The sequence below is a fragment of the Streptomyces sp. NPDC032091 genome (assembly GCF_055580265.1).
Map to the genome: position 1 here is coordinate 184,798 of NZ_JBVILR010000003.1, position 14,276 is coordinate 199,073.

A 14,276-nucleotide genomic window follows, 5' to 3' on the forward strand; every position below is an offset into this window, starting at 1 on the left:
GCCCTACACCCGAGTTGGAGTGATCCCCGTCACGGGGAACATCCGGCGACACATCCTTTTTGCTCCCACGGGCGCCCTCCAGTGAGACTGTAGGGTCCCGCCAATCCCTTGCGCAGCCCCCAGCGCCGCTTGGCCGACCGAGAGTACGAGCACTCCTCATGCGCGACCCATTGCCCGAACCGTCCGTCACCGAGGGCGGTCTGCCCCCGGAACCCTTGAGCCACAGCCTCAAGCAGCGCCACCTGACCATGCTGGGCCTCGGCGGCGTGATCGGCGCCGGGCTCTTCGTCGGCTCCGGCGCCGGCATCGGCATCGCCGGCCCCGCGATCATCTGCTCGTACCTGCTCGCGGGCGCGCTCGCGATGCTGGTGATGCGGGCCCTCGGCGAGATGTCGGCGGCGATGCCCGCCTCCGGCTCCTTCTCGGTCTACGCGGAGAAGGCCCTGGGGCGCTGGGCGGGCTTCTCGGCGGGCTGGCTGTACTGGTTCCTCCTGGTCGTGGTGCTCGCCGTGGAGGCGACCGGCGCCGCGAAGATCGCGCACGGCTGGCTGCCGTCGGTCGACCAGTGGGTGTGGGTGCTGCTGTTCATGGTCGTCTTCACCCTCACCAACCTGGCCGCCGTGCGGAACTTCGGCGAGTTCGAGTTCTGGTTCGCCGCGCTGAAGGTCGGCGCGATCGTGCTGTTCCTGATCCTGGGCACGCTGGCGGTCTTCGGCCTGCTGCCGGACACCGAGCCGGTGGGCCTGGCCAACCTGAGCGGGCAGGGCGGCTTCTTCCCCAAGGGGATGGGCGGGGTGGTCGCCGGCATGCTCGCGGTCGTCTTCGCCTTCGGCGGCCTGGAGGTCGTCACCATCGCGGCCGCCGAGTCCGACGACCCGGCCCGGTCGGTGTCCCGCGCGGTGCGCAGCGCGGTGTGGCGCATCCTCTTCTTCTACGTCGGCTCGATGCTGGTCATCGTGACCCTGCTGCCGTGGGACTCGCTCAAGCCCGGCGAGAGCCCGTACGTGGCGGTGCTCGACTCGATCGGGATCCCGGCGGCCGGTCAGATCATGAACATCGTGGTGTTCGTGGCACTGCTGTCGGCGCTGAACGCGAACCTGTACGGCTCCTCGCGCATGGTCTTCTCGCTGGCCGAGCGGGGTGAGGCGCCGAAGGCGCTGCTGAAGGTCTCGGGCGGCGGGGTGCCGCGCCGGGCGGTGCTGGCGTCGGTGGTGTTCGGGTTCGTGTCGGTGGTGCTGAACCTGCTGTGGCCGGACACGGTGTTCCTCTACATGCTCAACGCGGTGGGCGCGGTGCTGCTGTTCGTGTGGGCGCTGATCGCGGTCTCGCAGCTGCGGCTGCGGCCCCGGCTGGAGCGGGAGATGCCGGAGCGTCTGACGCTGCCGATGTGGGCGTTCCCGTACCTGACGTGGGCGGCGCTGCTGGGGATGGCGGCGGTGCTGGTGCTGATGCTGTTCGACGACTCGGCGCGGCCGCAGCTGCTGTGGTCCACGGGTGCGGCGGCCGTGGTGCTGCTCGTGGCCGGGTACCGGGAGGTCCGGGCGCGCCGGGGCTGAGCCCCCGTCACCTGCGGAAGGACGCCGGAGCGGCCCGGGACCTCGGTCCCGGGCCGCTTGCGTGCCGTGCGCGGACGCGGTCACGCCGCGTGAGCCGAGTGTCCGGATGCTGAACAGCGAACGTCCGATAAACGGACGGTCGGCAGACTGGGCCCATGAGTCAGAGCACCATCACGCCTCCCGAACTGCGGCCGTCCGCGCCCGGATCCCCCCTCGGCAACGGCCTCAAGCAACGCCACCTCTCGATGATCGCCCTCGGCGGGGTCATCGGCGCCGGCCTCTTCGTCGGCTCGGGCGCCGGCATCGCGGCCGCGGGACCCTCGATCGTGCTCGCGTACGCGGTGTCCGGCCTGCTGGTGCTGTTCGTGATGCGGATGCTCGGCGAGATGTCGGCGGCCAATCCGGCGTCGGGCTCCTTCTCGGTGCACGCCGAGCGGGCGATCGGCCCCTGGGCCGGGTTCACGGCGGGCTGGATGTTCTGGACCCTGCTGTGCGTGGGCGTGGCCATCGAGGCCATCGGCGCGGCGCACATCGTGACGGGCTGGTTCCCGGGCACCCCGTCGTGGCTGTGGGTGCTGGTGTTCATGGCGCTGTTCTGCGGCAGCAACCTGGGCGCGGTGCGCAACTTCGGCGAGTTCGAGTTCTGGTTCGCCGCCCTGAAGATCGGCGCCATCGCGCTCTTCCTGGGCCTGGGCGTGCTCGCCGTGCTGGGCCTGCTGCCCGGGACCTCCTCCCCCGGCGCCGCCAACCTGGCGCACGACGGCGGGTTCCTGCCCCACGGGGTCGACGGGCTGCTCGTCGGCGTCCTGGCCTCGGTCGTCGCGTACGGCGGCCTGGAGACGGTGACCATCGCGGCGGCGGAGTCGGACGACCCGGTGCGGGGCGTGGCCAAGGCCGTGCGCACCACCATGTGGCGGATCGCGATCGTCTACGTCGGCTCGATGCTGGTGATCGTCACCCTGCTGCCCTGGAACGACCCGGCGGTCACCGAGGAGGGCCCGTACGCCGCGACCCTGGACCACCTGGGCATCCCGGCGGCCGGCCAGATCATGAACGTCGTCATCCTGGTCGCCCTGCTGTCCGCGATGAACGCCAACATCTACGGCTCCTCGCGCATGGCCCACTCGCTGGTCTCCCGGGGCCAGGGCCCCAGGGCGCTGGGCAAGGTCTCGGGCGGCGTCCCGCGCCGGGCGGTGCTCGCCTCCTGCGGGTTCGGGTTCCTCACCGTCCTGCTGTCGTACTGGTACCCGGACACCCTGTTCGCCTGGCTGCTGAACATGGTCGGCGGGGTCATCCTCATCGTCTGGGGCTTCATCGCGGTCTCGCAGGCCGTGCTGCGCCGGCGGATGGAGCGGGAGGCCCCCGAGAAGCTGACCGTGCGGATGTGGGGCTTCCCGTACCTGACGTGGGTGGCGCTGGCCGGGGTCGCCGGGGTGCTGGTGCTGATGGCCGTGGGCGAGGACACCCGTACGCAGGTGCTGTTCACCGGCGGGCTCGCGGTGGCCCTGGCGGCGACCGGGTACGCGGTGCAGCGCCGGGCGGCGGGCCGGACCTGACGGACCGGCGGCTCCCCCGTCCCCCTTCGAGGCGGATCCCGTGTGCGGCACGGGGTCCGCCTCTCTTCGTACCCGGGCGACCCTTGCGCGTGGCGTGGAATAGATACTGCTAGCGTGCAGTTGCGCATTAATTGCAATTAGCGATTGGCACGCCGAGGGGACCGGATACACGCATGGCCATCTACACGCTTCCTGAGCTTCCTTACGACTACGCGGCGCTCGAACCGGTGATCAACCCGCAGATCATCGAGCTGCACCACGACAAGCACCACGCCGCCTACGTCACGGGCGCCAACAACACGCTGGAGCAGCTGGCGGAGGCGCGCGAGAAGGAGAACTGGGGCGCGCTGAACGGGCTGGAGAAGAACCTGGCGTTCCACCTCTCCGGCCACATCCTGCACAGCATCTACTGGCACAACATGGCCAGCCCGAAGACCGGTGAGGGCGGCGGCGAGCCGACCGCGGCCGACGGGGTGGGCGACCTCGCCGACGCGATCACCGAGTCCTTCGGCTCCTTCGAGAAGTTCAAGAAGCAGCTGACCTTCGCGTCCTCGGCCACCCAGGGCTCCGGCTGGGGCGTGCTCGCGTACGAGCCCGTCAGCGGCCGCCTGGTCGTCGAGCAGGTCTACGACCACCAGGGCAACGTGGGCGTGGCCAGCACGCCGATCCTGGTCTTCGACGCCTGGGAGCACGCCTTCTACCTGCAGTACAAGAACCAGAAGGTGGACTTCATCGAGGCCATGTGGAACGTCGTCAACTGGCAGGACGTGGCCCGCCGCTACGCCGACGCCAAGGCGAACACCCCGCTGCTGATCCCCGTCAAGGGCTGAGCGGCACCCCGCAGGCCGCCCGCCTCGTGATCGTCTTCTCAGCCTTCGCGTGCGGGCGTGGTGAGCGGAAGACCCCCGTGAGGACGTGACTCACGGGGGTCTCCTGTGTGCGGGGCCGCGGACTACTCGAAGGACGGGCCCTTGGTGCGGGTGCGCTTGATCTCGTAGAAGCCCGGGGTGGAGGCGACCAGCAGGGTGCCGTCCCACAGGCGGGCGGCGGCCTCGCCGCGCGGGGCCGGGGTGACGACGGGACCGAAGAAGGCGACCTCCTCGCCGTCGGCGCCGGGCACGGAGATCACCGGGGTGCCGACCTCCTGGCCGACGCGGTCGATGCCGTCGTTGTGGGAGTCGCGCAGTACCTGGTCGTACTCGTCGGAGTCGGCGTAGGCGAGCAGCTCGGCCGGCAGGCCGACCTCCTCCAGGGCGTCGGCGATGACCTCGCGGGTCGCACCGCGGTCCTCGTTGTGGATCTTCGTGCCGAGGGCCGTGTACAGCTTGCCGGTGACCTCCTCGCCGAACTTCTGCTGGGCGGCGATCACCACGCGTACCGGGGCCCAGCCCTTGGGGCCGAGGATCTCGCGGTAGCGCTCGGGCAGCTCTTCGAGCTTGTTCTCGTTGAGAACGGCCAGGCTCATCACGTGCCAGCGGACCTCGACGTCACGGACCTTCTCGACCTCCAGCATCCAACGGGAGGTCATCCAGGCCCAGGGGCAGATCGGGTCGAACCAGAAGTCGACCGGGGTCTTCTCGCGCACCTGGGTGTCGGTCATGTCTCTCCTCGGGTCACATCGGGCGTCTCTGGGGCGTGTTCCTTCTGGCCAACCGGGCCGGAACCGCACGCATTCCCTCCGTGGGAGGATTCGACCGAAGAAGCGATCACGCACGAAGGAGTGCCACGTGCCCGGTGAGAATCTGTCCCGCGACGAAGCCCGTGCGCGGGCCGAGCTGCTGTCCGTCGACGGGTACGAGGTGGTCCTCGACCTGAGGTCCGCGGTGGACGAGGCCGAACCGGCCGAGGGCCCCCGGACGTTCCGCTCGGTGACGACCGTGCGCTTCCGCGCCGCGGAGCCGGGCGCTTCCTCGTTCGCGGATCTGATCGCCCCCTCGGTGAACGCCGTCACCCTCAACGGGCGCGCCCTGGACCCGGCGGCCGTCTTCGACGGGACGCGGATCGCCCTGGACGGCCTGGCCGCCGAGAACGTCCTGGTCGTCGACGCGAACTGCGCCTACAGCCGGACCGGCGAGGGCATGCACCGCTTCGTCGACCCGGAGGACGGCGAGGTCTACCTCTACACCCAGTACGAGCCGGCGGACGCCCGGCGGGTGTACGCGAACTTCGAGCAGCCCGACCTGAAGGCGCCCTACCGCTTCGAGGTGGCCGCCCCCGAGGGCTGGACGGTCTGGAGCAACGGCGCGGAGGAGTCCCGCGAGGGCGGCGTGTGGCGCTTCGCCGAGACCGCGCCGATCTCCACGTACATCACCTGCGTGGTGGCGGGCCCCTACCACTACGTCACGGACACCTACACGCGCGGGGACCTGACGATCCCGCTGGGCGCGATGTGCCGCAAGGGGCTGGCGAAGCACTTCGACGCGGACGACGTCTTCCTCGTCACCAAGCAGGGCTTCGACCTCTTCCACGAGATCTTCGACTACCCCTACCCCTTCGGGAAGTACGACCAGGCCTTCGTGCCCGAGTACAACCTGGGCGCCATGGAGAACCCGGGCATGGTGACCTTCCGCGAGGAGTACATCTTCCGCGGCAAGGTGACGCAGGCCTCCTACGAGCGGCGCGCGAACGTCATCCTGCACGAGATGGCGCACATGTGGTTCGGCGACCTGGTCACCATGAAGTGGTGGGACGACCTGTGGCTGAAGGAGTCCTTCGCCGACTTCATGGGCTCCTTCGGGCTGGTCGAGGCCACCCGCTTCGACCAGGCCTGGGTCACCTTCGCCAACAACCGCAAGGCGTGGGCCTACCGGGCCGACCAGCTGCCGTCCACCCACCCGATCACGGCCGACATCCGTGACCTGGAGGACGCCAAGCTGAACTTCGACGGGATCACCTACGCCAAGGGCGCGGCCGTCCTCAAGCAGCTCGTCGCGTACGTGGGCCGGGACGCCTTCCTGGACGGCGCGCGGCGCTACTTCAAGGCGCACGCGTACGGCAACACCACCCTGGACGACCTGCTGTCGGTGCTCGGCGAGGTCTCCGGGCGGGACATGGCCGAGTGGTCGCGGGCCTGGCTCCAGACGGCCGGCGTCAACGCGCTGACCCCGCAGGTCACCACCGACGCGGCCGGCCGGCTGACCGAGCTGGCCGTGGTCCAGGAGGGCGACGAGCTGCGCCCCCACCGGGTCGCGGTGGGCCTGTACCGGCTGGAGGCCGACGGGTCGCTGGTGCGCTACGCGCGGGCGGAGGCCGACGTGGCGGGCGTGCGCACGGTGGTCGGGGAGCTGGCCGGGCTGGAACGGCCCGACCTGGTCCTGGTCAACGACGAGGACCTCACGTACTGCAAGATCCGCTTCGACGAGGCCTCGCTGGCCACGCTCCGCGGCCACCTGGGCGACCTCACGGACCCGCTGGCCCGCGCGCTGTGCTGGTCGGCGCTGTGGAACCTGACGCGGGACGCGCTGATGCCGGCCCGGGACTTCCTGTCGCTGGTGCTGGCCCACGCGGGCCGCGAGAGCGACGTCGGCGTGCTCCAGCAGCTGCACGCCCAGGCGCTGAGCGCGGTCACCCACTACGCGGCGCCCGGCTGGCGCGAGCAGGGCGGCCGGGAGCTCGCGGCGGGCGCGCTGCACGAGCTGCGGCTGGCCGAGCCGGGCTCCGAGCACCAGCTGACCTGGGCCCGGTTCTTCGCGGCGAGCGCGGCCAGCGAGGGCGACTTCCAGCTGCTGCTGGGGCTGCTGGAGGGTTCGGCGCGGATCGACGGGCTGGAGGTGGACCAGGAGCTGCGCTGGGACTTCCTGCTGCCGCTGGCCGCGCACGGCGTGGTCGACGAGGCCGTGCTCGCGGCCGAGCTGGTCCGCGACGACACCGCCTCGGGCAAGCGGCACCAGGTGCGGTGCCTGGCCGCGCGGCCGTCGGCGGCGGTCAAGGACCAGGCGTGGGCGGTGGTGGTCGAGTCGGACGCGCTGTCGAACGCGCTGGTCGAGGCGACCATCGGCGGCATGCAGCAGCCCTCGCAGCGGGAGCTGCTCGCCCCGTACGCCGGGCGGTACTTCGAGGTGATCGAGCGGATCTGGGCGGAGCGTTCGATCCAGATCGGCATCGACGTGGTGAAGGGGCTGTACCCGGTGCTCCAGGACTCGCAGGCCACGCTGGACGCGACGGACGCCTGGCTGGCGGCCCGTCCGGACGCGGCCCCCGCGCTGCGCCGCCTGGTGGTGGAGTCCCGGGACGACCTGGCCCGGGCCCTGCGCGCCCAGTCCCACGACGCGTAACCCCCAGGGGTCCGCTCCGCCCCGTCCGGCACCGCCGGGCGGGGCGGTTCGCGTGGGGGCGGCGATGGGCTATCGGCAGTCGAACGTCCGTACTTTAGCCCCGTCTTGTCCGGATTTGTCGACGAGCGTGTAACAGGCGTTAGCAAGGCCATGGCCTGAGGGAATCACCCTGTCATGAACCAGAACGCACCGCTCCCCCTCGCCCACCTCACCGCCAGCCGCCCCCGCGTGCTCACCCTCGCCCAGCTGCGCGAGCACGGCGTCAGCGCCGCCGAGGCCGCCGGCCGGCCGTGGCAGCAGGTGCTGCCCGGGGTGTTCCTGCTGCACTCCGGTCCGGCGACGAGCGAGGAGCGCCTGCACGCCGCCCTCCTGTACGCGGGCAAGCGCGGCAACGACGAGGCCATGATCACCGGGCTGGCCGCCCTCGCGCTCTACCGGTTCTCCGCCACCCCCGCCCTGCTCTCCCTCCCGCACATCGACGTCCTCGTCCCCCACACCCGCCGGCTGCGCTCCACCGGCGACGTGCGCGTCGTGCGCGCCCACACCCCGCCGCGGCCGCTGGAGATCACCGGGGTGCCCGTGGCCCCGGTGGCCCGGGCCGTCGCCGACGCCGTCGCCCAGCTCGACGACGCCGACGCGGTGCGCCGCATCCTCAGCGAGGCCGTCCGCGCAGGACACTGCGAACCGGCCGCCGTCGTACGGGAGCTGACGGTGGCCCGGCTGCTGAACCGGCCGCACGTGATCGACGCCGTCGAGTCCCTGCTCGCCGAGGGCCGGGCCATCGCGGAGGACCGGCTGTACCAGCTGGTACGGGGCTACGAGCTCCCCGAGCCGGTCTGGAACGTGGACCTGCGGCTGCCCGGCGGCCCGCACCTGGGCGGGGTGGACGCGTACTGGCCCGAGCAGGCCGTGGCCGTCGAGATCGACACCCGGGCCCCGCGCCAGGGGGAGGACGAGGACTTCGCCGAGGCCGTCCGCAAGCGGGAGACCCTGGAGCGGCTCGGCGTGACCGTCCTCTACCTGACCCCGCGCAAGCTGCGCGACTGGCCCGAGCAGCAGGCCGCGGTGGTCCGGACCGCCCTGACGGCGTCCTACGACCGCGAGCCCGCCGCCTACCTGGTCGTCCTGCCCCGGTGAGGGCCGCCCGGGAGGGCCGGGTTGGCCGGGTTGGCCGGGTTGGCCGGGGAGTACTCCGGGGCGCTCCAGCGCAGCCGCCCCGGATGCAGGCTCTCCACCACCGCCTCCACCCGGAACCGGACGCTTCGGCTCCCGTCGGCCCCGTACCCGGTCCGGGCCCGCCCGCTCAGCTGGAGCAGCCCGCCGCCCTCCCAGTCGGGGAAGAGCAGCCCGGCCCGCTCGTCGAGGGCGAGGTTGCCCAGCGTCAGGAACATCGCGTTGCCCGGATAGTCCGGCCAGCTCAGCTCGGTGGGCGAGAGCACCTCCACGAAGCCCGGCATCCCGCCCCGGTGGCTCGCGTCGGCCCCGCCCGCGTCCGCCGTGGTGGCGATGAAGAAGGTGTCGGCCGCGCGGACGGCCCGCTCCTGGTCCGGGGTGAGCGCCGCGGAGCGCCGTACGGTTCCGGGCCCCTCGGCCACCCGCTCCAGCGGCTGCCGCTTCTGCAGGTACTTCGGGCAGTTGGAGAAGACCTCCTCGGCCGTCACCGCGAAGCCCCCGGCCGTCACCGCGAGGGTCCCGTTGAGCCGCATCCGGCGCCGGGTGCGCGGGTCGAGGGCGATCGTGCCGATCCGCGTCCCGTCGGAGGCCAGCGCCCCGGCGAGGGGATCCCCGTCCGGCAGGCCGCCGCGGACCGCCATCCGGTCCGGTCCGGTGGCCCGGACGAAGCCCGGCGGGCCGGTGAGCAGCGAGGCCCACAGCCGTCCCGCGCCGTCGGCGGCGCCGACGACGAGGTGGGGCTGGAGGGTGAGGAAGGCGGCCGCCACGTCCCGGATGCCCGGGCCGATGGAGCGGCCGACGTGCTCGGCGAGCTCGCGGACGCCGACCCGTTCCTGCACGGCCAGCGAGCCCTGGTGGTACCGGTCCATGACGACCCTCACTTCCCGACTCTTTAGAAGAAACCGCAGGTGGGAGCCGACTCAGAGGGGGCGGGTGCGCCCTCCGCGCCGGTCGGCACGGAGATCTCCAGCCGGGTGCCGTCCGGGTCGTGGAAGAAGATCCCGCCGGAGGCCGCGCCCTCGCGGTGGGCGACGACGCCCTCGTAGGCGAAGTCCACGCCCAGGCCGCGCAGCCGGTCCTCGTACGCCCGGACCTCCTCGATGGCCCCGGCGGAGAAGGCCAGGTGGTGCAGTCCGGCCGCCCGCGGCGCGTACCGGCCCTCCGCCTGCTGCCAGAGGGTGAGGACGAGCGCCCCGTCCCGGCCCAGGAAGGCGAAGCGGCGGCCGTCCTCCTTGCCCTCGCCGAGCAGGTCGAAGCCCAGGGCGTCCCGGTAGAAGGCGAGCGAGCGCTCCAGGTCGGTGACGTTGAGGCCCACGTGCCCGGTGCGGAGCGTGCCGGTGGTGGTGGTCATGAGGGTTCCTTCCCCGAGGACATCCGGTGTTCTAACCTGCTAAAGCAAGATTAGGAGTTAGAGATCCTCACGTCAACCGGTCACGTACCCTTGAGGGGTTAGCGGCACGAGGAGGAGGCGGACATGACGGCAGTACCGACGGCGGACCCCCGTCCGCTCACCGGGGAGCCGCTCGCCCTCGACCTGGTGAACACGCGCTGGAGGCCGGAGGGCGTGCCCACCGACCTCTTCGCCGGGGCCTTCGGCCTGAGCCGGCTGGAGGGGCTGGCCCTCTGGCTGCGGAGCACGGGACTGGACGACCGCTTCCGCGCCGACAAGTCGACCCTGGTCCACCTGCTGACCGCGCGCGAGGCCCTCGCCCGCGCCGTCGCGGACCCGGCGGACGCCGGCGCCCGCGAGCTGATCGACGCCGTGCTGGAGCACGGCCGCATCCGGGCCACCCTCACCGACGAGGGCCCGGGCGAACGGGCCGAGTTCGACGACCCTTCCTGGGGACCCGCCTGGACCGCGGCCCGCGACTACCTGGAACTGCTGCGGTCGGCGCCCGACCGGATCCGCAAGTGCGCCTCGGAGACGTGCATCCTGCACTTCCACGACACCTCGCGCAACGGCACCCGACGCTGGTGCTCGATGGCTGTCTGCGGCAACCGCGCCAAGGCCTCGCGCCACTACGCGCGCACGCGCGAGCGCTGAACGCGCGGAATCTGTCACACCCGGGGTGAGAACAGACCCCGACACACCCCCGTTACAAGGCCGGTAAGTCGATAAATCCACTCACCGGCCGAGGCGCGTCGCCCCGGCTTGCCCCGGCATGTCCCTCCTGGCGGAAACTCCGCCCTGGCGGGTGTCCGCCATGTCAGGTCTCGGTCAATGACATCCCTCCCCAAACAGCTGTCACTTGCGCAAAGCTGACCGGTCATCCGGCACCGAAATCCGGACCGTATCGATCTCTAGCCAGGGATGCTGATGACCCTCGAATCCCCCAGCTCCACCGGGGCCATACCCGGCGCCCGGCGCGCGGCCCGCGTCGCCGCGGCCGCGGGCCTGGTGGCCGCGCTCTGCGCCACCGGCGCCGTACCCGTCTTCGCGGCGACCGGCGACACCGACCCGCGGACGGCGGCGCCGACCAAGTCGGCCGACCAGAAGCTCGGTTCGGCCGACGCCGAACTGCTCCAGGAGGCCAAGGCCAAGGGTGACGCCACCGTCACCGTCATGGTCGCGACCGCGCCGGGCCAGACCAAGCAGGTCTCCGACCAGCTGCACGCCGTCCAGGGCGCTTCGGTGGGCCAGACGTACGACAAGCTGGGCTACGTCCGCGCCACCCTCCCGACCGACAAGGCGGAGGCGGCGCTGAAGGCGGCCGCCAAGCTGGAGTCGGTGCACGGCATGGACCTCAAGCAGGAGATCCAGCTGCCGGACCCGCGCCCGGACTCGGGCAAGGACGGTTCGGGCAGGAAGACCGCCGCCGAGACCTACCCCGGTCCGGACAAGAACACCCCGGCGAAGAACCCGTACAACCCGTCCTTCGAGACCGGCGCGGTGGACTTCGTCCAGAAGAACCCGCAGGCCGACGGCCGCGGCGTCACCATCGGCATCCTGGACTCGGGCGTCGACATCGCCCACCCGGCGCTCCAGAAGACCACCACCGGCGAGCGCAAGATCGTCGACTGGGTCACGGCGACCGACCCGATCCTGGACAACGACGCCACCTGGCGCCCCCAGGTCACCCCGGTCACCTCCGCCGGCGGCACCTTCTCCGCGGGCGGCCAGAGCTGGAAGGCCCCCGAGGGCACCTTCCAGTGGAGCCGCTTCAGCGAGTCGATCACCGCCACCGGTGACATGAAGGGCGACGTCAACCGGGACGGCGACACCACCGACAAGTTCGGCATGCTGTACGACCCGGTGGCCGGCACCGTCCGCGTGGACACCGACCAGGACGGCGACTTCACCAACAACGAGCCGATGAAGCCGTACAAGGACGGCTACCAGATCGGCTACTTCGGCACGGACAACCCGGCCACGGACGTCGCCGAGCGGATCCCCTTCGTGATCCAGATCCGCAAGGACGTCCCGATGGACCCGTTCGGCGGGGACTGGGTCGGCAAGAAGGCCGACTTCGTCAACATCGGCATCATCGAGTCCGAGCACGGCACGCACGTCGCGGGCATCACCGCCGCCAACAGCCTCTTCGGCGGCAAGATGAACGGCGAGGCGCCCGGCGCGAAGATCGTCTCCTCGCGCGCCTGCTCCTGGTCCGGCGGCTGCACCAACATCGCGCTGACCGAGGGCATGATCGACCTCGTCGTCAACCGCGGCGTCGACATCGTCAACATGTCGATCGGTGGTCTCCCGGCGCTGAACGACGGCAACAACGCCCGTTCCGAGCTGTACAAGAACCTCATCGACACCTACGGCGTCCAGCTCGTCATCTCGGCGGGCAACGAGGGCCCCGGCGTCAACACCATCGGCGACCCCGGCCTCGCCGACAAGGTCATCTCGGTGGGTGCCGCGGTCTCCAAGGAGACCTGGGCCGCCAACTACGGCTCCGGCGTGACCAAGAAGTACAACATGTTCCCCTTCTCCTCGCGCGGTCCGCGTGAGGACGGCGGGTTCACGCCGACCATCACCGCCCCCGGCGCGGCCATCAACACCACCCAGACCTGGCTGCCCGGCAGCCCGGTCAAGGAGGCGGGCTACTCCCTGCCGGCCGGCTACTCGATGCTCCAGGGCACCTCGATGTCCTCGCCGCAGGCGGCGGGCGCCGGCGCCCTGCTGATCTCGGCCGCCAAGCAGGCGAAGATCGCCCTGCCCCCGGCCAACCTCCGCGTGGCGCTGACCAGCACCGCGAAGAAGATCGACGACGTCCCGGCGCACGCCCAGGGCGCGGGCCTGATCGACGTCAACAAGGCGTGGGAGTCCATCCAGCGCGGCGCCAAGGCCAACGAGTTCACGGTCAAGGCCCCGGTCGACACCGCGCTCGACCAGTTCCTGAAGACCCCGGGCTTCGGCACCGGCCTCTACGACCGCGAGGGCGGCCTGAAGGTCGGCCAGAAGAAGGTCTACGACGTCGTCGTCACCCGCACCACCGGCCCGAAGTACGGCACCCGCCACAACCTGAGCTGGCGCAACAACGACGGCACCTTCAAGGTCGTCGGCGGTGGCGGCTACGACTACGTCACGCTGCCGCTGAACAAGCCGGTCACCATCAAGGTCGAGGCCAACGTCAAGTCGGCCGGCGTCCACAGCGGCATCCTGCAGCTCGACGACCCGACCACCGAGGGCATCGACAAGCAGATCCTGGCCACGGTCGTCGCCTCCACCCCGCTGGCGCAGCCGTCGTTCTCGCTCTCGGACACCTCCTCCGTGCAGCGCAACAGCCACAAGTCGTACTTCGTGACGGTCCCGCAGGGCGCCAAGACCCTCGAGGTCGCCCTCGGCGGGCTCGCGGCGGACAGCCAGACGCGCTTCATCTCGATCCACCCGTACGGCACAGGCGTCGAGGACAGCGCGACCACGCAGTGCTACCCGAACTACAACAACCCGGCCAACAAGTGCCGCCCCGACCTGCGTTCCTACGACAACCCGCAGGCGGGCGTCTGGGAGATCGAGGTCGAGTCGCGCCGTACGTCGCCGCTGCTGGACAACCCGTTCAAGCTGGACGTCTCCGTCCTCGGCGCGGGCTTCGACCCGGCGGTCAAGGTCCTCCCCGAGGTCAAGCAGGGCACCCCGGCCCCGGTCCAGTGGACCGTCAAGAACACCGGCGCGGCCATCTCCGGCGGCAAGCTCCAGGGCGGCCCGCTCGGTTCCGCGAAGGTCGACAAGCCGACCATCGCCGCCGGCGAGACCAAGACCACCGACGTCACCATCGGTGAGGGCGTCTCCCGTCTGGACATCGGCATCAACCACACCTCCGACGCCGCCGCCGACCTCGACCTGGAGGTCTACAAGGACGGCGTGAAGGTCGCCTCCTCGGCCGACGGCGACTCCGACGAGTCCGTGAGCCTCGACAAGCCCGCCGCCGGTACCTACACCGTCAAGGTGATCGGCTACGCGGTCCCGTCCGGCTCCACCACGTACGACTACCGCGACGTCTACTTCTCGTCCGCCCTGGGCACCGTCCAGGTCGACGAGGCCGCCGCGGTCACCCTCGCCAACGGCGCCTCCGCGCAGGTCTCGGCGAACGTCCTGGTCTCCGGCGCGGCCCCCGAGGGCCGTCAGTTCTTCGGCCAGGTCCAGCTGCTCAACGGCCGCGGCACCGCCGCCGGCACCGGCAGCGTGCAGATCGACAAGGTCACCCCGTAAGGGCGTGAACTGAAGGCATGACGAAGGGGCGGGCGCTCGACGAGCACCCGCCCCTTCCGCATGC

The 14,276-nt window shown here is 71.3% G+C and carries 10 protein-coding genes; 7 read left to right on the forward strand and 3 right to left on the reverse strand.

All coding sequences use genetic code 11. The annotated features are described in order from the left end of the window. Positions 1-158: 158 nt before the first annotated feature. The 3 genes from ACZ5NJ_RS06635 (at position 159) to ACZ5NJ_RS06645 (ending at position 3,942) form a co-directional block, all read left to right on the forward strand. Complete coding sequence (locus ACZ5NJ_RS06635; protein ID WP_468763473.1) at positions 159-1,556, forward strand: amino acid permease; 1,398 nt, start codon at positions 159-161, stop codon at positions 1,554-1,556. A gap of 155 nt (positions 1,557-1,711) precedes the next feature. Further along, a complete protein-coding gene (locus ACZ5NJ_RS06640; RefSeq protein ID WP_468763475.1) occupies positions 1,712-3,112 on the forward strand; it encodes an amino acid permease in 1,401 nt (466 codons plus the stop codon). A gap of 173 nt (positions 3,113-3,285) precedes the next feature. Further along, on the forward strand, positions 3,286-3,942 hold the full coding sequence (locus ACZ5NJ_RS06645; RefSeq protein ID WP_468763477.1) for a superoxide dismutase: 657 nt from the start codon (positions 3,286-3,288) through the stop codon (positions 3,940-3,942). A 122-nt stretch (positions 3,943-4,064) separates the two neighbouring features. On the opposite strand, the gene ACZ5NJ_RS06650 is transcribed toward ACZ5NJ_RS06645, so the two are convergent. Continuing rightward, positions 4,065-4,712, reverse strand: coding sequence for a mycothiol-dependent nitroreductase Rv2466c family protein (locus ACZ5NJ_RS06650; protein WP_468763480.1), 648 nt, complete (start codon positions 4,710-4,712; stop codon positions 4,065-4,067). Positions 4,713-4,839: 127 nt separating this feature from the next. Here ACZ5NJ_RS06650 and pepN point away from each other — a divergent pair, with 127 nt between their 5' ends. Together pepN and ACZ5NJ_RS06660 are read left to right on the forward strand one after the other, a co-directional pair. Next, positions 4,840-7,386, forward strand: a complete 2,547-nt coding sequence (gene pepN, locus ACZ5NJ_RS06655; protein ID WP_468763482.1) for an aminopeptidase N — start codon at positions 4,840-4,842, stop codon at positions 7,384-7,386. A gap of 174 nt (positions 7,387-7,560) precedes the next feature. Continuing rightward, on the forward strand, positions 7,561-8,523 hold the full coding sequence (locus ACZ5NJ_RS06660) for a hypothetical protein (RefSeq protein ID WP_468763484.1): 963 nt from the start codon (positions 7,561-7,563) through the stop codon (positions 8,521-8,523). On the opposite strand, the gene ACZ5NJ_RS06665 is transcribed toward ACZ5NJ_RS06660, so the two are convergent. Together ACZ5NJ_RS06665 and ACZ5NJ_RS06670 are read right to left on the reverse strand one after the other, a co-directional pair. Then, positions 8,499-9,428, reverse strand: coding sequence for a pyridoxamine 5'-phosphate oxidase family protein (locus ACZ5NJ_RS06665; RefSeq protein ID WP_468763487.1), 930 nt, complete (start codon positions 9,426-9,428; stop codon positions 8,499-8,501). The two genes, ACZ5NJ_RS06660 and ACZ5NJ_RS06665, sit on opposite strands and share 25 nt — an antisense overlap. A 23-nt stretch (positions 9,429-9,451) precedes the next feature. Then, positions 9,452-9,910 carry a VOC family protein gene (locus ACZ5NJ_RS06670; protein ID WP_468763489.1) on the reverse strand — a complete coding sequence of 153 codons (459 nt, stop codon included), beginning with the start codon at positions 9,908-9,910 and terminating at the stop codon, positions 9,452-9,454. 123 nt (positions 9,911-10,033) lie between these two features. Here ACZ5NJ_RS06670 and ACZ5NJ_RS06675 point away from each other — a divergent pair, with 123 nt between their 5' ends. Together ACZ5NJ_RS06675 and ACZ5NJ_RS06680 are read left to right on the forward strand one after the other, a co-directional pair. Continuing rightward, positions 10,034-10,603, forward strand: a complete 570-nt coding sequence (locus ACZ5NJ_RS06675) for a CGNR zinc finger domain-containing protein (protein WP_468763492.1) — start codon at positions 10,034-10,036, stop codon at positions 10,601-10,603. A gap of 273 nt (positions 10,604-10,876) precedes the next feature. Next, on the forward strand, positions 10,877-14,212 hold the full coding sequence (locus ACZ5NJ_RS06680; RefSeq protein WP_468763494.1) for a S8 family serine peptidase: 3,336 nt from the start codon (positions 10,877-10,879) through the stop codon (positions 14,210-14,212). Positions 14,213-14,276 lie beyond the last annotated feature (64 nt).

Coding starts and splice junctions, on each gene's coding strand:
- ACZ5NJ_RS06635 (WP_468763473.1), top strand. CDS start 159: ATGCGCGACCCATTGCCCGAACCGTCCGTCACCGAGGGCGGTCTGCCC.
- ACZ5NJ_RS06675 (WP_468763492.1), top strand. CDS start 10,034: ATGACGGCAGTACCGACGGCGGACCCCCGTCCGCTCACCGGGGAGCCG.
- ACZ5NJ_RS06660 (WP_468763484.1), top strand. CDS start 7,561: ATGAACCAGAACGCACCGCTCCCCCTCGCCCACCTCACCGCCAGCCGC.
- ACZ5NJ_RS06645 (WP_468763477.1), top strand. CDS start 3,286: ATGGCCATCTACACGCTTCCTGAGCTTCCTTACGACTACGCGGCGCTC.
- ACZ5NJ_RS06650 (WP_468763480.1), bottom strand. CDS start 4,712: ATGACCGACACCCAGGTGCGCGAGAAGACCCCGGTCGACTTCTGGTTC.
- ACZ5NJ_RS06640 (WP_468763475.1), top strand. CDS start 1,712: ATGAGTCAGAGCACCATCACGCCTCCCGAACTGCGGCCGTCCGCGCCC.
- ACZ5NJ_RS06665 (WP_468763487.1), bottom strand. CDS start 9,428: ATGGACCGGTACCACCAGGGCTCGCTGGCCGTGCAGGAACGGGTCGGC.
- ACZ5NJ_RS06680 (WP_468763494.1), top strand. CDS start 10,877: ATGACCCTCGAATCCCCCAGCTCCACCGGGGCCATACCCGGCGCCCGG.
- ACZ5NJ_RS06670 (WP_468763489.1), bottom strand. CDS start 9,910: ATGACCACCACCACCGGCACGCTCCGCACCGGGCACGTGGGCCTCAAC.